Raw genomic sequence first — 20566 nt, forward strand, 5'->3', positions numbered from 1 at the left:
CGGGCCGGTCGTAAACCGTAACGCCGGACACATGCGGGCCGCTCTATGACCGGTGGCGGGGGTAGGCCGGTAGTAGCCTGGCCGCGGACCCCACCCGGGGAGAACGGTGAGGTGATCATGACGGTGCGTCGACGCGCGGCACGGCTCGCGACGGTCTGCGGTCTGCTGGTCGGCCTGGTGATGCTCGGTGCGTCACCCGCGCTGGCCGACGAGGACTCGGTCCGTGTGGGGTCGGCCAGCAGCTTCGCCGCCGGGGGTTCGGCCCAGGGGGTGAACGTCGCGGTGCGCAAGCGCTCCGGCGGCTGCGTCCTGCTGCGTACCGCCCTGGGTCTGCGCCTTGAGGGTCTCCAGCCGAGCCAGGTGGCGGTCCAGGTGAACGCGGGCGGGCACTGGGTTCCGGTGGCCGTCGGCGGCGGTGACGGCAACGTGGAGACCGGGCAGACCGCACCGGCGAAGCCGACCCTGTGCAAGGGCAAGGGCATCACCGTGCGGTACCGGGTGGCGTTCGCCGCCGACGCGCCGGGCGGCCAGCTCTACGTGACCGGTGTGGCTCTGACCGCTGCCGGCCAGCAGTTGGGGCAGGGCGCCGACACGGCGAAGGTCACCGGGCGGCTCTCCCCGTCGCTCACCCCGACGCCGTCGAAGAAGCCGACCCCGACCCCCAGTCCCACCGAGGTCGCGGCGGCCGGCGAGGTGGTGAACCCGGCCGCGCTGGGCCCGACGTCCGCCGCGCCCAGCGTGACCGCGGTGGCCGCCGAGTCCGGCGGTGGTTCGCCGATCATGTTCTTCGGCATCGCGATGGTGGCGGTCGGCCTGCTGCTCATCGTGCTGCTGGTGCGCCGCTCCCGGCAGGACCGCACGCCGTCCGACGAGCCCGGCCCGCTGCCGGGCAACCCCGGTGGCACCACCTACCGCTCCGGCGGTGGGTCGCCCGCCGTGCCCGGTCAACCCGGCCCGGTGTACGGCCAGCAGCCGTCGACCGCCGGCCAGGTGCCTCCGCCCCGCCCCGCCGGCGGAGGGGTCTACGGGGCGCGACCCGTGCCGCCGACTCCGGACGCCACGCAACCGATGCCGGGTGCTCCGGCTGGTCCGGGTGCCCGGCCGCTGCCCGGTGACCCGCCCACGCCGCCCGACGGCGGCGATCACACCGTGTTCATGCCTCGGCTCCCCGGCTGACCGGGGCCGGGGACGGACGCTCCGATACGCTCAGGTTCGTTGTCAACCTGCGGCCAAGGAGCGGAACTAGTGTCTGATCTGTCCCAGATCGTGAAGGCGTACGACGTCCGAGGGACGGTGCCGGACCAGTGGGACGAACGGGTCGCCGAGGCGCTCGGGGCCGCCTTCACCCAGCTGCTCAACGCCAGTGACGAGCCTGGCGACGCGGTTGTCGTCGGGTACGACATGCGGGCCAGTTCGCCCGGCCTGGCCGCCGCGTTCGCCGCCGGGGTGCGGGCCGAGGGCCGCTCGGTGATCGAGATCGGGCTCGCCTCCACCGACCTGCTCTACTTCGCCTCCGGCTCGCTCGACCTGCCCGGCGCGATGTTCACCGCCAGTCACAACCCGGCGCAGTACAACGGCATCAAGATGTGCCGCTCCGGCGCCCGGCCGATCGGCCAGGACAGCGGGCTGGCGGAGATCCGGGAGCGGGCGCAGGCCCTGCTGGACTCCGGGGCGTCGCGCCCGGCGGGTGAGCCGACCCGCCCGGCCGAGCGGCGGGACCTGCTTCCCGACTACGCCGCGTACCTGCGCAAGCTGGTCGACCTCTCCGGCATCCGGCCGCTGAAGGTGGTGGTCGACGCCGGCAACGGGATGGGTGGCTTCACCGTCCCCACCGTGCTCGGCGACGCCGCCCTGTCGGCCCTGCCGTTGGAGATCGTGCCGCTCTACTTCGAGCTGGACGGCAGCTTCCCCAACCACGAGGCGAACCCGCTGGACCCGGCGAACCTGGTCGACCTCCAGCGTGCCGTGGTCGAGCACGGGGCCGACATCGGCCTGGCCTTCGACGGGGACGCCGACCGGTGCTTCGTGGTGGACGAGCGTGGCGAGCCGGTGTCGCCGTCGGCGATCACCGCGCTGGTCGCGGCGCGTGAGCTGGCCAAGCACCCGGGCTCCACGGTGATCCACGGTCTGATCACCTCCAGTGCGGTCGCGGAGATCATCCGCGAGCACGGTGGGGAGCCGGTGGTTGCCCGGGTCGGGCACTCCTTCATCAAGGCGGAGATGGCCCGCACCAACGCGGTCTTCGGCGGCGAGCACTCCGCGCACTACTACTTCCGGGACTTCTGGTTCGCCGACACCGGAATGCTCGCCGCGATGCACACCCTGGCCGCCCTGGGCGAGCAGTCGCAGCCGCTGTCCGTGCTGGCCGGCGAGTACGAGCGCTACATCGCCTCCGGCGAGATCAACTCGACGGTCGCCGACCAGGCCGCGGCGGTGGCCGAGGTGCGTGCCGCGTACCCGGACGCGACGGCCGACGAGATGGACGGGTTGACGCTGCGTTTCCCCGACGGCGCCTGGTTCAATCTGCGTGCCTCCAACACGGAGCCGCTGCTGCGGCTCAACGTCGAGGCGCCCACCCGCGAGCGGATGGTCTCGCTGCGGGACGAGGTGCTCGGCCGCGTTCGCCGATAAGATCGCCTGCGCCGGTCGGCACCGCCGCCGGTGACCCCGCACTCGTGGAAGGAGCCGCGCCATGGCCCTGGATCCGCAGTTGCTCGAGATCCTTGCCTGCCCGGACACGCACCACGCCCCGCTCACGTACGACGCGGAGGCGCAGACGTTGACCTGCACGGAGTGCGGCCGGATCTTCGAGGTCCGCGACGACGTGCCGGTGCTGCTGCTCGACGAGGCGCGTGGCGGCCCCGGACTGCAGTCATGATCGACGGTACGGCCGGGGTCAGCGGGCGTCGTGACGCCGACGAGGCCCTGCTCGACAACCCGGACGCGCTGGCCGAGCACGACCCGGGCGGCATGCTGCGGCACACCGCGTCGGCCGGCGCCCAGGTGCGCGAGAGCGCGGCGTTGGCCGCCGAGGCGAACCTGGCGGTGCTCGCCGACGACGGGCGTCCCCGGGCCGTGGTGATCGCCGGCATCGGCACCGCCGGGCGTACCGGTGACGTGCTGGCCACGGTCGCCGGGCCGCGCTGCCCGGTCCCGATCATCGGGCACCGCAGCGCGGGCGTACCCGGTTGGGTGGGCGCCGCCGACGTGGTGATCGCGGTGAGCGCGTCCGGTCGGAGCCCGGAGGCGTTGGGCGCCGCCGAGGCCGCGCACCGTCGCGGTGCCCGGCTGGTCGCGGTGGGCGCCCCGGACTCGCAGTTGCAGTCGGTGGCCGAGCGGGCCCGCGCGCCGTTCATCCCGGTGCCGCGCCGCGCGCCGGCCCGGGCCAGTCTCTGGGCGCTCACCGTGCCGGTGCTGCTCGCCGCGCGTTCGCTCGGGTTGGTGAAGGTCAACGAGGCGGACCTGGCGGAGACGGCGGCCCGGCTGGACGCGGACGCTGACCGCTGCCGCTCCGCCGCCGAGTCGTTCGTCAACCCGGCCAAGTCGCTGGCGCTGGGCCTGGCCGGCTCGATCCCGATCGTGTGGGGCTCGTCCCCGCTGGCCACCGTGGCGGCCCGCCGCTTCGGTGACACCCTGTCCGCCAACGCCCGCTACCCGGTGGTCACCGGGGCGCTGGGCGAGGCCGGGCGGGGCCGGGTCGGGCTGCTGGACGGGGTCTTCGGCGGCCTGGCCGAGGGGGAGCGGGACATCTTCGCCGACCCGGCGGAGGACGACGGCGAGGGCACCCGGCTGCGGCTGGTCCTGCTGCGCGACGGCGGCCTCAACGCCGAGGACGACACGGACGAGCCGCTCGCGGTCGAGGAGCGCCGCGCGGACGCGGTGCAGACCCTCGCGGAGCGCCGTGGTGTGCGCTGCGACGTGGTGACCGCCGAGGGTGGGTCGGCTCTGGAGCGGCTTGCCTCCCTGATCGCCGTACCGGACTTCGCCTCGATCTACCTTGCTCTGGCACACGGATTGGACCCGATGGCCGTCCCGGCCATCACCGAGATGAAGGAGCTGTCGAACCAGTGAACGTACGCAGGGGGCGGCGCGTCACGTACGTCACCACGACGCGAAGCGGAGTGGCGGCGTGAGCGCGAACGGCGGGACGAAGGCGATCGTCGCCGCCCTGCTGGCCAACGTCGGCATCGCCGTCACCAAGTTCATCGCGTTCCTGCTCTCCGGGTCCTCGTCGATGCTGGCCGAGGCGGTCCACTCGGTCGCCGACTCCGGTAACCAGGGTCTGCTGCTGCTCGGCGGGAAGCGGGCGAAGCGCGCGGCCACCCCGGAACACCCGTTCGGGTACGGCCGGGAGCGCTACATCTACGCGTTCATCGTGTCGATCGTGCTGTTCAGCATCGGCGGCCTGTTCGCCCTCTACGAGGCGTACCACAAGTGGTCGCACGCGGAGGGCATCACCGAGTGGCAGTGGCTTCCGGTGGCGGTGCTGCTGGCGGCGATCGCCATGGAGTCGTTCTCCTTCCGGACGGCGATCAAGGAGTCCAACCACATCCGGGGCAACCAGTCCTGGGTGCGCTTCATCCGGCGGGCCAAGGCGCCGGAGCTGCCGGTGGTGCTCCTGGAGGACTTCGGCGCGCTTGTCGGTCTGGTCTTCGCGCTCTTCGGCGTCGGCATGACGCTGATCACCGGCAACGGCCGGTGGGACGCCGCCGGCACCGCGATGATCGGCATCCTGCTGGTGGTCATCGCCATCGTGCTGGCCATCGAGACCAAGAGCCTGCTGCTCGGTGAGGGCGCCGAGCAGCAGGACCTGGCCGCCATCGAGCGGGCCATCACCGAGGGCCCCGAGGTGGAGCGGATCATCCACATGAAGACGCTCTACCTGGGCCCGGAAGAGCTGATGGTGGCCGCGAAGATCGGCGTGCCGGCCTGCGAGAGCGCCCACGACGTGGCCCGTGGCATCAACGCCGTGGAGGCGCGAATCCGCACCGCGGTGCCGATCGCCCGGGTGATCTACCTGGAGCCGGACATCTACAGCGCCGCCGCCGCGGCGGCCGGCACCGGCACCGCCGCCGACACCGCCGTACCGCAGCCCGAGGACGCGTCGGGCGAGGCGGTCGGGCGGCCCGGGGGCTGAGACGGTGGAACCGCTGTACGGACCGATCCGGGATTACGCCTGGGGGTCCCGCTCAGCCATCGCGATGTTGCAGGGTCGACCGGTGCCCAGCACCGGCCCGGAGGCGGAGCTGTGGCTGGGCGCCCACCCCGGCGCCCCGGCCAGGGTGGAGCGCGCCGGCCTGCGAATGAGCCTCTGTGACCTGGTGCGCGACGAGCCGGGGCAGTGGCTGGGCCAGCGGGTGACCGACCGGTTCGGCACCCGGCTGCCGTTCCTGCTCAAGGTCCTCGCCGCCGACGCGCCGCTGAGCCTGCAGGCCCACCCGGACGCCGAGCAGGCCCGGGTGGGTTTCGCGGCGGAGGCGGGCCGGCCGGCGGGGGAGCGCAACTACTCCGACCCGCACCACAAGCCGGAGTTGCTGGTCGCGCTCACCCCGTTCGAGGCGCTGTGCGGCTTCCGGGATCCGGCCGAGTCGGCCGAGGCGCTCGCCGCGTTCGGCGTACCGGCGTTGGGGCCGGTGGTCGACGCGCTGCGGGCCGGGCCGGCGGGGCTGCGCACGGCCGTGCGGACGCTGCTCGGCTGGCCGGTCGCCGAGCGCGACGGGCTGCTGCGTGCCGCCCTGGCGTCGGCGGCCGACGGCCCGGACGCGGAGCTGGCCCGCCGGTTGGCGACCGTCTATCCGGGCGACCCGGGCGTGCTGGTGGCGCTGCTGCTGCACCACCTGCGGCTGGTGCCGGGAGAGGCGATCTGGATGCCGGCGGGCAACCTGCACGCGTACCTGAGCGGCTGCGGCGTGGAGATCATGGCGGCGAGCGACAACGTGCTGCGCGGGGGTCTGACCCCGAAGCGGGTGGACGTCGACGAGTTGCTGCGGGTGCTGCGTTTCGAGGTGCTCGACGATCCGGTACGTGCCGCGCAGCCGATCGCCCCGGGCGTGGACTGCTGGCCGGTGCCGGTGGACGACTTCGCGCTGCACCGGGTGCGGGTCGGCGGGGCCGTGCCGGAGGTCACCGTGGCGCTGCCCGGCCCCCGGGTGGTGCTCTGCGCCGCGGGCTCGGTCACGGTCGACGACGGGGCGGGCGCGCTGACGCTGGCGTCCGGCCAGGCGGCGATCGGCACGGCGTCCGGTGAGCCGCTGCGGGTCGGCGGCGACGGTGAGGCGTACGTGGCGACGTCGGGGCTGCGCTGAGCCCGACACAAGTCCGACTTTCCCGGAATAGCTTGACGCGCCCCTGGCTGAATGTGACTCTATGAGTACGCAGCGTTATCGCGACGACGGTCCGACAACGTGCGGGGAACCAAACCGGGGGGATGCACGGGGCGGGCGGAAGTGGGCAGCGGGTCTGTCCACCACCGACCGCCCCGTGCGCTGTCCACAGCCCGTCCCCCGGCGCCCGTCGCCAGCGCGCGTAAGGTGGAGGATCGGCGCAGACATCGTTCGACAGGAGCTTTCATGACCAGCACCCTCCCGGCGGCCGCCAGCGGTACGCCGTCCGAGGCCCGGCCGAGCACGCTCGCCGAGGGCGACTTCAAGGTGGCGGATCTGTCGCTCGCCGAGTTCGGGCGCAAGGAGATCCAGCTCGCCGAGCACGAGATGCCCGGCCTGATGGCGATCCGGCGGGAGTTCGCCGAGGCGCAGCCGCTCACCGGCGCCCGGATCACCGGTTCGCTGCACATGACCATCCAGACCGCCGTCCTGATCGAGACGCTGGTCGCCCTCGGCGCGCAGGTCCGCTGGGCGTCCTGCAACATCTTCTCCACCCAGGACCACGCCGCCGCCGCGATCGTCGTCGGCCCGAACGGCACCCCCGAGGCCCCCGCCGGCGTCCCTGTGTACGCCTGGAAGGGCGAGACCCTTCCGGAGTACTGGTGGTGCACCGAGCAGGTGCTCGTCTGGCCGGACGGGCAGGGCCCGAACATGATCCTCGACGACGGCGGCGACGCCACCCTGCTGGTCCACAAGGGCGCGGAGTTCGAGAAGGCCGGCGTCGTGCCGCCGGTCGAGTCCGCCGACTCCGAGGAGTACGGGGTCATCCTCGAACTGCTGCACCGCTCGCTCGCCGAGGACGGCCAGCGCTGGACCCGGATCTCCGCCGGCATCAAGGGCGTCACCGAGGAGACCACCACCGGCGTGCACCGCCTCTACGAGATGCACCGCGCGGGCACGCTGCTCTTCCCGGCCATCAACGTCAACGACTCGGTGACCAAGAGCAAGTTCGACAACAAGTACGGCTGCCGCCACTCCCTGATCGACGGCCTCAACCGGGCCACCGACGTGCTGATCGGCGGCAAGATGGCCGTCGTGATGGGCTACGGCGACGTGGGCAAGGGCTGCGCCGAGTCGCTGCGCGGCCAGGGCGCCCGGGTCGTGGTGACCGAGGTCGACCCGATCTGCGCCCTGCAGGCCGCGATGGACGGTTACCAGGTCGCGACCCTGGACGACGTGGTCGAGCAGGCGGACATCTTCATCACCGCCACCGGCTGCTTCGACGTCATCACCAACGAGCACATGGCCCGGATGAAGCACCAGGCCATCGTCGGCAACATCGGCCACTTCGACAACGAGATCGACATGGCCGGCCTGGCCAAGCGCTCGGACGTCGAGCGGATCAACATCAAGCCGCAGGTCGACCTGTGGCGCTTCGCCGACGGGCACGCCATCATCGTGCTGTCCGAGGGGCGTCTGCTGAACCTGGGCAACGCGACCGGGCACCCGAGCTTCGTGATGTCGAACTCGTTCGCCAACCAGACGATCGCGCAGATCGAGCTGTTCACCAAGACCGAGGAGTACCCGGTCGGCGTCTACGTGCTGCCCAAGCACCTGGACGAGAAGGTGGCCCGCCTGCACCTGGGCGCGCTCGGCGCCAAGCTGAGCAAGCTCACCAAGGAGCAGGCCGCGTACCTGGGTGTCTCGCAGGAGGGGCCGTTCAAGCCGGACCACTACCGCTACTGATCGACATCTCTTCGAACCGGGTCGGCTGTTCGCAGCCGGCCCGGTTCGTCGTTCCCGCCGGGGCGGGACGGGACGTCAGCCGGAGCGGGAGTCGCGGCGGCTGGGGCGGAACCACGTCCACGCGCACCAGGCCAGCCAGCCCAGGGACACGACGGTGGCCAGTGCCCGCAGGCGCAGCGCGCTGAGCAGCAGCACCACGGCGAGCACCGCCAACCACGGCAGGAAAGCCTTCACGGCAGGGATCCTCCCACGCTCGGACGGTGACCGGTTCGTGGCGGCCGCCGAAGACCAGGTCACAGCGAGAGTGAGCTTGTCATGAACGACTTGACGAGGTCCCGGAACTGGAGGAAGGTATGGCTGCCCTAAGTTAGCTGAGGCGTGCCTAATGAACACGGAGCCAGAATGTTCGCCACCTACCTGATCGGCCTGCGGGAGGGCCTGGAAGCGACCCTGGTGGTCAGCATCCTGGTCGCCTTCCTGGTGAAGTCGCAGCGCCGGGACCGGTTGCCGCAGGTGTGGGCGGGCGTCGGCCTTGCCGTGGCGCTCTCGGTGCTCTTCGGCTGGCTCATCGAGTACACCTCGACCTCGCTGCTGTCCCGCTCCGAGGACCGCGAGCTGTTCGAGGCCATCACCTCCGTCGCGGCCGTGGTGTTCGTCACCTGGATGATTTTCTGGATGCGCAAGGCGGCCCGCACCATCGCGGGCGAGCTGCGCGGCAAGCTCACCGAGGCACTGGCCGTCGGGTCGCTCGCCGTCGCCGGGATGGCCTTCCTCGCGGTGATCCGGGAGGGCCTCGAAACCGCCCTGATCTTCTACTCCGCCGCCCAGGGCGCGGCCGGCGACAGCGGGCCGCTGCTCGCGCTGATCGGCGGCATCCTCACCGCCGTGGTGCTCGGCGTGCTGCTGTACGCGAGCGCCCTGCGGATCAACCTCAGCAAGTTCTTCACCTGGACCGGTGCCCTGTTGATCCTGGTCGCCGCCGGCATCCTCAAGTACGGCGTGCACGACTTCCAGGAATCCGGTGTCCTGCCCGGCCTCAACGACCTGGCCTTCGACATCACCAGCACGCTCGACCCGACCACCTGGTACGCGGCGCTGCTGGCCGGGATGTTCAACGTGACCCCCGCGCCCACCGTGCTCGAGACGATCGCCTGGATCGCGTACGCCGTGCCGGTCCTGGCGCTCTTCCTGCGCCCGACCCGGCGTACCCCCGCACCGGCCGCGGCCACCGCGGTGCCGGCCGCGCCCTCCGCGGCGGCACCCCCCGCGGCCTCGGCGCCCGCCGTCGCCGCGTCGGCGGCCGAGTCGACGTCTCCGGACGCCACGAGCACCACCACCGTCACCGAGCGCGGGGCCGACACCGGCACCGAGGCCGAGGCCGACGCGGCAGCAACGCCGCAGCGTGCCTGACCCCACGAGGAGAGACAGCCCAGATGCGTACCACCCGATTCTTCGCGCTGGCCGCTGCCGGCGTGCTGGCGACGGCCGGCGTCGCCGCGTGCTCCGACTCCAAGAAGGATGAGGCGGGCGCGGCCGGCGGCGCGATCGTGGTCAAGGCCACCGACACCGCCTGCGAGGTCGGCACGACCGACCTCGGCGCCGGAACCGCCACCTTCAAGATCACCAACTCGGGCGCGAAGGTCACCGAGTTCTACGTGTACGCCTCCGGCGACCGGGTGATGGGCGAGGTGGAGAACATCGCCCCCGGGCTGAGCCGCGAGCTGCACGTCGAGCTGCCGGCGGGCACGTACGAGACGGCCTGCAAGCCGGGGATGAGCGGCAAGGGCATCCGGGGCGCGCTCAAGGTCAGCGGGTCGGCGCAGCCGCTGACCGCCGACGCCGCCCTGGCCGGGGCCACCGACAACTACCAGCGCTACGTCAAGAGCCAGACCGGCGCGTTGCTGGAGAAGACCGAGGAGTTCGTCGCCGCGGTGAAGGCTGGCGACGTGGCGAAGGCCAAGGCGCTCTACCCGGTCGCGCGCACCTACTGGGAGCGGATCGAGCCGGTGGCCGAGATCTTCGGCGACCTCGACCCCAAGATCGACGGCCGCGAGGAGGTCATCGAGGAGGGCATGGAGTTCACCGGCTTCCACCGGATCGAGAAGGACCTCTGGCAGTCCGGCGACATCAGCAAGGACGGCCCGATCGCGGACCGGCTGCTGGTCGACGTCAAGGAGGTCGTGGCGAAGGCCAACGCCGAGAAGCTCTCCCCGCTCCAGCTCGCCAACGGCGCGAAGGAGCTGCTCGACGAGGTCGCCAGCGGCAAGATCACCGGCGAGGAGGAGCGCTACTCGCACACCGACCTGTGGGACTTCGCCGCCAACCTGGACGGTTCCAAGGCGGCGCTGTCCGCCCTCCGGCCCGCGTTGGAGCAGCGCTCGCCGGAGCTGGTCAAGCAGCTCGACACTGAGTTCGCGAACGTCGAGGCGCAGCTCGGCAAGCACCGCGACGGCGACGGGTGGAAGCTGCACACCGCGTTGGGCAAGGCTGAGCTCAAGGAGCTCTCCGACGGCATCAACGCGCTCGCCGAGCCGATCAGCAAGGTCGCCGCAGTCGTCGCCCGGTGACCGGGACGCAGGGAGAGTCGAGTCGATGAGCGCAAGCAGGTTGACGCGCCGACGGGCCATCACGCTCGCCGGCGCGGGGGTGGCCGGAGTCGCCGGGGTGGCCGCCGGCGCGGGCGCGCTGGTGGGCGACTCCCGTGGCCCGGCGGCGGCCAGCGACCACCCGGCGGGCGCGGTCCCGTTCCACGGGGAGCACCAGGCCGGCATCGTCACCCCGGCGCAGGATCGGCTGCACTTCGTCGCCTTCGACGTGATCACCAAGGACCGGGCCCGCCTGGTCGAGATGCTCCAGGAGTGGACGGCCGCCGCCGTGCGCATGACGGCCGGCCGCGACGCCGGGGTGCTCGGCGCGGTCGGTGGCATGCCGGAGGCCCCGCCGGACGACACCGGTGAGGCGCTCGGCCTCCCGCCGTCGCAGCTCACCCTGACCATCGGCTTCGGCCCGACGCTGTTCCGCGACGCCGACGGACGGGACCGCTTCAGCATCGCCGACCGCCGCCCGGCCGCCCTGGCCGAGCTGCCCAGGTTCCCCGGTGACGCGTTGCAGGCCCCGATCTCCGGTGGCGACCTGTGCGTGCAGGCGTGCGCCAACGACCCCCAGGTGGCGGTGCACGCGATCCGCAACCTGGCGCGGATCGGCATGGGGGTGGTCAGCGTCCGCTGGTCGCAGCTCGGCTTCGGCCGTACGTCGTCGACGTCCCGGGACCAGGCGACCGCCCGCAACCTGTTCGGCTTCAAGGACGGCACGGCCAACCTCAAGGCCGAGGAGACCAACCTGCTCCGCGACCAGCTGTGGGTGCAGCCGGGCGACGGGCCGGACTGGATGACCGGCGGGTCGTACCTGGTCACCCGCAAGATCCGGATGCTCGTGGAGACCTGGGACCGGACCTCCCTGGCCGAGCAGGAGGAGATCGTCGGTCGGACCAAGGGCAGCGGCGCCCCGCTCGGGCGCAGCAAGGAATTCGACGAGCCGGACTTCGCGGCACGCGGGGACGACGGCAAGCCGCTGATCGCCGAGCACGCCCACGTCGCCCTGGCCCACCCGAGCCGGAACAACGGCGCGCACCTGCTGCGGCGGGGCTACAACTTCGTCGACGGCTCGGACGGTCTCGGCCGGCTCGACGCCGGCCTCTTCTTCATCGCCTACCAGCGGGACCCGCGCCGGCAGTTCGTGCCGATCCAGACCCAGTTGGCCCGCCATGACGTGATGAACGAATATCTGCGGCACGTCTCCAGCGGCCTGTTCGCCTGCCCGCCCGGAGTGCGCGACGGTGGGGACCACTGGGGCCGCGCGCTCTTCGGCTGAGCGCTAGGGCCTGTTTCATAAGAACTGGCCGGCCTGCGGCGGGCGCCCGGACTCCGCCTCGGCTCGACCGCCCTTATGAAACAGGCCCTAACCGGATCGCGGCGGCGACCCGTCGTCCGGATGGCGACAGCGCGGCCGGCCGGGGGCTACGGTGGCGCCGGACGGCGCCGAGGGGGGATCATGGTGGGAGCCGGCCCGGGAACCGATCCCTGCGCTGGACCTCGCACCACGTGGCGCCGCCGCCGCGGGTCGCGGTGACTGGTTTGCCGGCGGCACTATCCGTGCCGGCTGACGCCGGTCCCACCGAACTGAACGGGGATGCAATATTAATCCCATGAGAGCCCGGGTACTGGTGGTCGACGACGACCCCGCACTCGCCGAGATGCTCGGCATCGTGCTGCGCAGTGAGGGTTTCCTGCCCTCGTTCGTGGCCGATGGCGAGCGGGCGTTGGCCGCCTTTCGTGACAGTCGGCCGGATATCGTCCTGCTCGACCTCATGTTGCCCGGAATGAGTGGTATCGACGTGGCGCGGTCGATCCGTGCCGAATCCGGCGTGCCGATCGTCATGCTGACCGCCAAGAGCGACACGGTGGACGTCGTCCTCGGCCTGGAGTCCGGTGCCGACGACTACGTGGTCAAGCCGTTCAAGCCCAAGGAGCTGGTGGCCCGGATGCGGGCCCGGTTGCGCCGTGGCGAGGACGTGGCGCCGGAGATGCTGACCATCGGCCCGCCCGGCAACCAGATCACCATCGACGTGCCGGCCCACACCGTGAGCCGCAACGACGAGGAGGTGAAGCTGACGCCGTTGGAGTTCGACCTGCTGGTCGCGCTCGCCCGCAAGCCGCGTCAGGTCTTCACCCGCGAGGTGCTGCTGGAGCAGGTCTGGGGCTATCGGCACGCGGCCGACACCCGGCTGGTCAACGTGCACGTGCAGCGACTGCGCGCCAAGATCGAGCCAGATCCGGAGCGGCCGGAAATCATCCTCACCGTGCGGGGCGTGGGCTACAAGGCGGGCACCGGATAGCCTGGTCACACTGTGTCGACCTCGCCGCCCCCGCACCCCCAGACCACGGCAGCCCGCCGGCTCAACGCCGGCCGGGACCTGTGGCGCGCGCTGAGTGGCCGGGGCGCGCGGCTGGTGGCCCGGGCGCACCAGACCTGGCGCCGCTCGCTCCAGGTCCGGGTGGTGACCATCACGCTGGTCGCCTCCAGCCTGCTGGTGGGCGGTTTCGCGTACCTGATCGCTGACAAGATCACGACGATCCTGCTCGACAACGCCCGCACCGACGTCCAGTTGCGGGTCAAGGGCGGCGCGGGCTACGCGGCCAAGCAGGTCTCCCTCTACGGTCAGCCGCAGGAGGCGCAGCTTCAGGAGACCATCGAGGGCACGGTCAACTACCTGGCCGGCGGCGACCCACAGCAGACCAGTGGCGTGGTGGTGGCCATCACCGCCGCCGACTACCCGACCGTGATCCAGACCCGCACAGCGCCGGCGGTCAACGTCCAGCCCCTGCTCAGCAAGGAGCTGCGAGCCGCGGTCGCCAGCGGCAAGGTGGCCAGCCAGATCCAGACCGGTCGGCTCACCGGCGAGCCGACGAAGTACCTGGTCTACGGCTCGCCGGTGCCGACCCGCTTCGGGCAGATCGAGCTCTACTACCTGGTGCCGCTGACCCGACAGGACGCCACCGCCGCGGACGCCCGAGCCACAGTCGTCGCCACCGGCATCGCCCTGGTGGTCCTGCTGGGTCTGCTCGCCGCCCTGGTCACCCGGCTGGTGGTCAACCCGGTCCGGGTCGCCGCGCGTACCGCCCAGCGGCTCTCCGCCGGCCTTCTCGACCAGCGGATGGTGGTCAACGGCGAGGACGACCTCGCGCTGCTGGCCGCCTCGTTCAACCAGATGGCGACCAACCTGCAACGGCAGATCCTGCGCCTGGAGGAGATGTCCCGGTTGCAGCGCCGGTTCACCTCCGACGTGTCGCACGAGCTGCGGACCCCGTTGACCACGGTCCGGATGGCCGCCGACCTGATCTTCGCCGAGCGCGACGAGTTCGACCCGGCGGTGGCCCGCAGCGCCGAACTGCTCCAGGCCGAGCTGGACCGTTTCGAGGAGCTGCTCACCGACCTGTTGGAGATCAGCCGGTTCGACGCGGGCTTCGCCATGCTGGACGCCGAGCCGACCGACCTGGTGCCGGTGGTGCACCGGGTGGTCGACCGGTTGGCCGGCCTGGCCGAGCGGGTGGGCGTGGAGATCGAACTGGACCTGCCGAGCACGCCGGCGATCGCCGAGGTCGACCCCCGCCGGGTCGAGCGGGTGCTGCGCAACCTGGTCGGCAACGCCGTCGAGCACGGCGAGGCCCGGCCGGTGCTGATCACCCTCGGCATCGACGACACCGCGGTGGCGATCACGGTCCGCGACCACGGGGTGGGGCTGAAGGTGGGTGAGGAGAAGCTGGTGTTCAACCGGTTCTGGCGGGCGGACCCGTCCCGGGCCCGGCAGACCGGCGGCACCGGGCTGGGTCTGTCGATCAGCCTGGAGGACGCCCGCCTGCACGGTGGTTGGCTGGAAGCCTGGGGAGCGCCCGGGCAGGGCGCCCAGTTCCGGCTCACCCTGCCGGCCCGCGCCGGTGACCGGCTCACCACGTCGCCGCTGCGGCTGGTGCCCGCCGACGCGGCGCTGCCGTTCGGCGGCCCCCGCGACGGCGGCCCGCTGGCCATCGGGCCGGGCACCGGTGGAGCGCTGGCGATCGGCCCCGCGCCAGCGGGGGACGGCCAGCGGGCGGAGGTGCGCTCGTGAGGGCTCGACCACTGCTGGGCGCCCTCGGCGCGGCGCTGCTGCTCAGCGCGGGCTGCGGCATCCCGGCGTCGTCCGACGTGCGGGTGGACGGCAAGGCCGGCACGGCGACCGAGGCCGGGTCGAGCAACGGCCGAAGCAGCGAACCCCCGTCGCGTACGGCCAGCGGCAGCGACAACGAGGCGTTCGTGCGTAACTTCCTGTCCGCCGCCGCCGGCGAGCCGGACCGGGCGTACGAGCGGGTGAAGGCGTTCATCGCCCCGGAGCACAGGCTCCGCCTGCAGGACAAGAAGGGCAGCGAGGTCGCGCTGACCGTGGTCCGGCTGCGGGAATCGGTCTTCACCTTCAACAGCGACTCGACCACCACGGTCAAGATCTCGGTGCAGCAGATCGGTGTGCTGCGGACCAACGGCACTCTGGCGCCGCCGGTGGCGACCGAGACCGAGTACGAGTTCCGGCTGCGCAGCGCCTCGCTCGGCGGCGCCGACAACGACGAGCGCGCCGGCCAGTACGTCCTCGACCCGCCGAACGTGCTGCTGCTCAGTGACGTCGCCCTGCAGCAGTACTACCAGGACGAGTCGATCTACTTCTGGAGCTCCGACCGCACCCGGCTGGTGCCCGACCAGCGTTATCTGCCGTTCGCTGTGCCGGACGAGCGCCGGGTCAACGAGGTCGTGCGTTGGCTGGTCGGCGGCCCGTCCGACTGGCTGCGGCCGGGCGTCGTCGGCCTGCCCGACGGCACCGAGCTGATCAACAACGCCACCGGCGCGAACAACCGCTGGGAGGTCAACCTGGACATGTCCGGCGACGACCAGAACCGGGTCGACCAGGTGATCACCCAGCTCGCCTGGTCGCTGGGTGACCTGCCGGGCGAGCTGGAGCTGAAGATCCGTAACAACTCACAGCCCGTACAGGACCTCAACGAGCGCCGGCTGGCCCAGCCGCTCTACCCGGTGCGGGAGGGCCCGCAGCGGTTCGGCGTCTACGAGGGCGCGATCCGTCCGCTCGACTTCGTCGGCGAGCCCGGCGGTGTCGTGCCCCTGGCGGCCGAGGTCAACCGCAACATCGTGTCCGCCGGCCTCGCGCGGGGCGCCAACCGGGTCCTGGCCGCGATGGTGGTGACCAGCGGCAAGGACCGGCAGCGACTCGCGGTGGGCGCCGGCGCGGACACGGTGGCCGCGCTCAACCGCGGCGACACGGAGTACGCCTCGATCAGCCGCCCGGTGTGGCTGCGTACCGTCGACTCGCGCCCGGCGCAGGGGCTGGTGGTGGCCGACGGTCGCCTCTACCGCTTCGACGAGGCCGCCCGCATGTCGGAGGTGCCGCTGAACCTGCCCTCGCCGCAGGTCACCGCGGTCGCCGCCGCGCTGGACGGTCAGCGGGTCGCGTTGGTCGCCGGCGGCCGGCTCTACGTCGCGGCGATCAACCTGGACGGCGCCGGGAGCGGGATGTCCGTCGGCCCGCCCCGGGCCCTGGTCACCTCGCTGACCGGTCTGACCGCGGTGGACTGGATCGGCGAGGATCGGCTGGTGGTGGCCGGGTCGGCCGGCCAGCCGGCGATCTACGAGATCAGCGTCGACGGGGCGCTGGAGACCCCGCTGCGCACCGACGTGGGCGCCAAGGTCAACCACCTGACGGCGTACCCCACCAACCGCAGCGTGCGCGTGCCCACCGGGGCGTACATGTACGAGGCGAACAAGGTGGCGTACCGCAGCAGCCCGTTCGAACGGATCGAGCCGGAGAGTGTGCGCGACGTCCCCGCGCCGCCGGCCGGGGTCCGGCCGAGCAACCCGTCTGCCCCGTTCTTCCTCTACTGACGCCGTGCGGGGGCTCTGGGCGGACCTCGCCGACCTGGTCCTGCCCGCGGACTGTGCCGGCTGCCGGGAGCGGCACGCGGTCCTGCGGCACGGCTTCTGCCCCGCCTGCGTGACGGCGCTGGGCCTGCTGCGTCCCCGGACGGTCCGCCCCACTCCCGCCCCGGCGGGGCTGCCGCCCTGCGTCGCCCTCGGCCCGTACGCCGGCCCGCTGCGTGAGGCCCTGCTGGCGTACAAGGAGCACGGCCGGCACGGTCTGGCCCGCCCGCTGGGCGCGCTGCTGGCCGAGGTGGTCGTCGCGGCGGTCGGCGGAGTCCGCCCGCTGGAGTTGGTGCCCGTGCCCGACACCGCCGCGGCGGCCCGCGCCCGCTACGGCGACCACCTGGACCGGTTGGCCCGGCACTGCGCGAGCCGGCTGCGCCGGGGCGGCTGGCCGGCGCGGGTGCACCGTCCGCTGCGCGCGCTGCCCCGGCCGGACTCGGTGACGCTGGACAGCGCGGGCCGCGCCGCAGCGGCCGAGGCGGCGTTCCGACCCCGGTCCGGCGCGTCGGCTGGGCGTCGCCGGGCGGGCGGCGCCCCCGTCGTGGTGCTGCTGGACGACATCGTCACCACCGGCGTGACCCTGGCCGCGGCGGCCCGGATGCTGACCGCGAGCGGGCGGCCACCGGGCGTCGCTGCGGTGCTCGCCGCGACCGAGAAAAGGCACCAGTTGTAACCGACCGTGTTTCCGTTTCACCCGTTGGTGTATGAGGTGCGAAAAATCCCGGGCGGTCTTGGCAACATGGGGTGACTGCCAGGCGAACAGGAGTTAGCGTTTCGCTGTCAGGGGTAGGAGGTCGTTCCATCCCGCCCCCGGCGGTGAGAGGAGGCGTAGCCGTACTGACCGGTCGACGCCAGCGGGTCTCCCCACGGCGCGCGGCCGGGCCACCGGATCGAAGACGTCCGAACAAGGGAGGTCACGTGGACATCGTGGTCAAGGGCCGCAACGTCGAAGTGCCGGACCATTACCGGGTACACGTAGCCGAGAAACTCGCAAAGGTCGAACGCTACGACCATAAGATTATCCGCGTCGATGTCGAGCTGTTTCACGAGCGCAATCCGCGCCAGGCCGACCACTGCCAGCGGGTGGAGATCACCTGCATTTCCCGGGGCCCCGTGATTCGGGCCGAGGCCTGCACGAACGATTTCTACAGCGCGCTCGACGCCGCCATCGCGAAGCTCGACACCCGGCTACGCCGTGCGGCGGACCGCCGCCGCGTACACCGTGGTCGGCACGCGCCGATCTCCGTCGCCGCCGCCACCGCCGACCTGCCGGTCACGGATCTGGTGGCCGCCCCGCTGTCCGCGCCGGGCGCTGGCGCCCGCGCCGGCACCGCCGTGGCGGAGCGGGTCGAGGAGGAGCACGACCAGCCGTGGCACATCGCCCGGGAGAAGGTGCACCCGGCGGAGCCGATGACGATCGACGACGCCCTGTTCCAGATGGAGCTGGTCGGCCACGACTTCTACCTGTTCCAGGACAAGGAGACCGGCCGCCCCAGCGTCGTCTACCGACGCCACGCCTACGACTACGGCATCATCTCGCTCGACACCTGAGCCGGGCCTGACCCGCGCCGAGCACCGGGTTGTGGTGGGCGACCGCCACAACCCCGTGTCTCGTCAGCGCAGGTCGGCCGGCAGCAGGGCGAACGTCAGGTCGTCGAGGCGAGCACCCGCCAGGCCGGGCAGGCGACCGCGTAGCAGGGCCTCGCGCTGGAAGCCGACCCGCTCCAGCACGCGATGCGAGGCGGTGTTCTCCGGCACGGTGCCGGCGGTCAGCCGGGCGATACCGGCCAGGCCGAACGCCCAGTCGGCGAGCAGCCGGACCGCCCGGGTGGCATAGCCGTGCCCCCGCCAGCGCGGGAGCAGCGCGTAGCCGATCGACGCCTCACCACTGGTCACCTCGGTGTACGACAGGCCGCAGCTGCCCGCCGGCTCGCCGGTGGCCACGTCGACGATCAGCAGCCGGGCGATGTCTCCGGTCAGCCATGCGCTCTCCGCGAGCCGGCAGCGCCGCTCGATCGCCTCGGGCGTCGGTGGCACCGGCGGGGCCTGGTTGGCGACCACCTCCGGCCGGCTGTGCAGCCCGTACATCATCTCCGCGTCGTCCGGCGCGAGGCGACGCAGCGCCACCACCTGATCGGTGAGCACCCCGTCGGGCAGGTCGGGCAGCAGCCGGGGGGTCGGGCCGGGGGGATCGTCGGCGAGGCGTACCCAGGTCAGCAGATCGTGCCGGCCGCCGTCCCGGCGCTGCCCGGCCGACCGACGCAGGCCCTCGTACCGGAAGCCGGCGGCCAGCGCGACCCGCTGGCTCGCCGCGTTCTCCAGCTCGGTGAGCAGCTCCAGCCGGAGCGTCCCGGCGCCGAAGGCGTGCTCGCTCAGCGCGCGGGTCGCGGCCGTGGCCACCCCGCGCCCCCGCGCCGCAGGCCGCAGCCAGTAGCCGATCTCCGCCTGACTCCGGCCGGGCACCGGGTTGCTCAACCCGGCCCCGCCGAGCAGCCGGTCGGTGGCCGGGTCCGCGATGGCGTACGCGGCGCCGCCGCCGGCCCAGACCGCCGGTGCGCCGGCCTCGACCCACCAGTGGGCGTCGACCTCGGTGTACGGGGCCGGCATGCTGGACACGAACCGCTGGCTGAGCGGGTCCGCGCAGCCCTCGACCAGGTCCGCGATGTCGCTGGCCCGAAACGGCCGAAGCCGCACCCCGTGCGCCTCGACGACCGGCGGTGCCCCGGTCATGCCAGATCCCCGGCGAGCAGCGCGGCCACCCAGGTGTCGACCCGCTCACCCCGGTGCTGGACCCCGCCCCGGGCGGTCCCCTCGAATGTGAAGCCCGCCTTCTCGGCGGCCCGCCGGGAGGCGGTGTTGCCCACGTTCGCCTTCCACTCGATCCGGGCCAGTCCCAGCGTGGTGAAACCCCAGGCGCTCAGCGCGATCAGGGCGGCCGGCAGGTGACCCCGCCCGCGGGCGGCCGGGGCGGTCATGAAGCCCACGTCCGCGAGCAGCGGGTCGGCGGGGGAGAGCCGCAGGTCCAGAGTGCCGACGTACCGGTCGTCCGGGTCGGCGATCACGAAGCAGGCGGAGTCCCCCCGGGCCCAGGCGTCCTGGGCGTAGTCCCGGTACCCCTGCGCGTCGGAGCGGTCGTACGGATCCGGAACGGTGGTCCACCGGATCGTCTCCGGGTCCCGGCAGGTCTGCACCACGGCGTCCAGATCGTGTTCCTCCATCGGTCGCAGCCGCAGCTCAGCGGCCGCCGAGGTGGCGAACAGGGTCGGCTGTGGGCGGCCGAAGACGGCGGCCCGGCGGGCGACCAGGGTGCCGGGGCCGGCCGGCCCGGTCGATCCGGGTTCGGGCACCTCGCCGGGCAGCAGCGAGCCGATCCAGCCGTCCGAGCCGCCGTCCGGCGCCGGGTTCGCCTGCCGCAGCCGGCCGTCGATCCGGAACCCGGCCCGGAGCGCGACCAGCCGGGAGGCGTGGTTACCCACCTCGGCCTGCCAGAGCAGCCGGCGCAGCCCCAGCTTCTCGAAGGACCAGCGGGCGACCGCCCGGGTGGCCCGGACGGTCACGCCCCGGCCGCGCGCCCACGGGGCCGTCCAGTAGCCGATCTCACCGGTGCCGGCACGGTCGATGGAGATCAGCCCGCACGAGCCGAGCAGGTCGCCGGTGGCCGCGTCGCAGACCGCGAACGGCGCCCCGGTGCCGTCCGCCCAGGCTTGCGCGCTCAGCTCCGTGACGAAACCGCGGGCGTGTTCGCGAAGGTATGGGCGCGGTACGGTGGTCCAACGCTGAATGTCCCGATCCTGGCAGGCGCGGTGTACGCCGTCGGCGTCCGCCTCCCGCCAGGGTCGCAGCAGCACGCCGTCCTCGACGATCTCCACAGGCTCCACCCGTGCATCGTGCCGGAACGTTCGCCGAAGGCGTAACCGGATTACGTCCCGGGCGGACCCCGTGCGCGAATTATGTCGGGTTCGGCGGGGTGGACCGCCGCC

Annotated in this window: 18 protein-coding genes; 15 read left to right on the plus strand and 3 right to left on the minus strand. The window is 72.6% G+C overall.

The annotated features are described in order from the left end of the window. Window positions 1-117 precede the first annotated feature (117 nt). The 7 genes from ABZU53_RS00935 (at window position 118) to ahcY (ending at window position 8069) form a co-directional block, all read left to right on the plus strand. On the plus strand, window positions 118-1176 hold the full coding sequence (locus ABZU53_RS00935) for a hypothetical protein (RefSeq protein ID WP_355063059.1): 1059 nt from the start codon (window positions 118-120) through the stop codon (window positions 1174-1176). 69 nt (window positions 1177-1245) lie between these two features. Then, on the plus strand, window positions 1246-2631 hold the full coding sequence (locus ABZU53_RS00940; RefSeq protein ID WP_355063061.1) for a phosphomannomutase/phosphoglucomutase: 1386 nt from the start codon (window positions 1246-1248) through the stop codon (window positions 2629-2631). A 61-nt stretch (window positions 2632-2692) separates the two neighbouring features. Next, a complete protein-coding gene (locus ABZU53_RS00945) occupies window positions 2693-2878 on the plus strand; it encodes a Trm112 family protein (protein WP_354859020.1) in 186 nt (61 codons plus the stop codon). Continuing rightward, window positions 2875-4071: an SIS domain-containing protein gene (locus tag ABZU53_RS00950; RefSeq protein ID WP_234587712.1), complete on the plus strand. Its 1197-nt coding sequence runs from the start codon at window positions 2875-2877 to the stop codon at window positions 4069-4071. Before ABZU53_RS00945 ends, ABZU53_RS00950 begins: the two co-directional genes overlap by 4 nt. A gap of 58 nt (window positions 4072-4129) precedes the next feature. Beyond that, complete coding sequence (locus ABZU53_RS00955) at window positions 4130-5137, plus strand: cation diffusion facilitator family transporter (RefSeq protein ID WP_354859023.1); 1008 nt, start codon at window positions 4130-4132, stop codon at window positions 5135-5137. Between the two features lie 4 nt (window positions 5138-5141). Then, entirely contained in the window at window positions 5142-6305 is a 1164-nt protein-coding gene (gene manA / locus ABZU53_RS00960) for a mannose-6-phosphate isomerase, class I (RefSeq protein ID WP_355063062.1), read from the plus strand. A gap of 264 nt (window positions 6306-6569) precedes the next feature. Continuing rightward, complete coding sequence (ahcY, locus tag ABZU53_RS00965; protein ID WP_355063064.1) at window positions 6570-8069, plus strand: adenosylhomocysteinase; 1500 nt, start codon at window positions 6570-6572, stop codon at window positions 8067-8069. Between the two features lie 75 nt (window positions 8070-8144). On the opposite strand, the gene ABZU53_RS00970 is transcribed toward ahcY, so the two are convergent. Beyond that, window positions 8145-8303, minus strand: a complete 159-nt coding sequence (locus tag ABZU53_RS00970; protein WP_354859030.1) for a hypothetical protein — start codon at window positions 8301-8303, stop codon at window positions 8145-8147. Window positions 8304-8471: 168 nt separating this feature from the next. Between ABZU53_RS00970 and efeU the strand changes: the two genes are divergently transcribed. From efeU to raiA, 8 genes are all read left to right on the plus strand, one after another. Next, complete coding sequence (efeU, locus tag ABZU53_RS00975; RefSeq protein ID WP_355063066.1) at window positions 8472-9479, plus strand: iron uptake transporter permease EfeU; 1008 nt, start codon at window positions 8472-8474, stop codon at window positions 9477-9479. Window positions 9480-9502: 23 nt separating this feature from the next. Next, window positions 9503-10636: an iron uptake system protein EfeO gene (gene efeO, locus ABZU53_RS00980; RefSeq protein WP_355063067.1), complete on the plus strand. Its 1134-nt coding sequence runs from the start codon at window positions 9503-9505 to the stop codon at window positions 10634-10636. A gap of 25 nt (window positions 10637-10661) precedes the next feature. After that, on the plus strand, window positions 10662-11939 hold the full coding sequence (gene efeB, locus ABZU53_RS00985; RefSeq protein WP_355063069.1) for an iron uptake transporter deferrochelatase/peroxidase subunit: 1278 nt from the start codon (window positions 10662-10664) through the stop codon (window positions 11937-11939). Between the two features lie 334 nt (window positions 11940-12273). Next, window positions 12274-12963, plus strand: a complete 690-nt coding sequence (gene mtrA / locus ABZU53_RS00990; protein WP_007455837.1) for an MtrAB system response regulator MtrA — start codon at window positions 12274-12276, stop codon at window positions 12961-12963. Window positions 12964-12975: 12 nt separating this feature from the next. Beyond that, window positions 12976-14733: an MtrAB system histidine kinase MtrB gene (gene mtrB / locus ABZU53_RS00995; RefSeq protein ID WP_355063071.1), complete on the plus strand. Its 1758-nt coding sequence runs from the start codon at window positions 12976-12978 to the stop codon at window positions 14731-14733. Beyond that, complete coding sequence (locus ABZU53_RS01000; protein ID WP_354859043.1) at window positions 14730-16547, plus strand: LpqB family beta-propeller domain-containing protein; 1818 nt, start codon at window positions 14730-14732, stop codon at window positions 16545-16547. The genes mtrB and ABZU53_RS01000 overlap by 4 nt, the downstream gene beginning before the upstream one ends. A 4-nt stretch (window positions 16548-16551) precedes the next feature. Beyond that, on the plus strand, window positions 16552-17259 hold the full coding sequence (locus tag ABZU53_RS01005) for a ComF family protein (RefSeq protein WP_355063073.1): 708 nt from the start codon (window positions 16552-16554) through the stop codon (window positions 17257-17259). A 245-nt stretch (window positions 17260-17504) separates the two neighbouring features. Beyond that, complete coding sequence (gene raiA, locus ABZU53_RS01010) at window positions 17505-18137, plus strand: ribosome-associated translation inhibitor RaiA (protein ID WP_354859047.1); 633 nt, start codon at window positions 17505-17507, stop codon at window positions 18135-18137. A 63-nt stretch (window positions 18138-18200) separates the two neighbouring features. Here raiA and ABZU53_RS01015 read toward each other — a convergent pair whose 3' ends face one another. Then, window positions 18201-19316: a GNAT family N-acetyltransferase gene (locus ABZU53_RS01015; protein WP_355063075.1), complete on the minus strand. Its 1116-nt coding sequence runs from the start codon at window positions 19314-19316 to the stop codon at window positions 18201-18203. After that, window positions 19313-20464, minus strand: coding sequence for a GNAT family N-acetyltransferase (locus tag ABZU53_RS01020; protein WP_354859052.1), 1152 nt, complete (start codon window positions 20462-20464; stop codon window positions 19313-19315). Before ABZU53_RS01020 ends, ABZU53_RS01015 begins: the two co-directional genes overlap by 4 nt. Window positions 20465-20566 lie beyond the last annotated feature (102 nt).

The organism is Micromonospora sp. NPDC005194, assembly GCF_040608335.1.
Lineage (GTDB): Bacteria > Actinomycetota > Actinomycetes > Mycobacteriales > Micromonosporaceae > Micromonospora.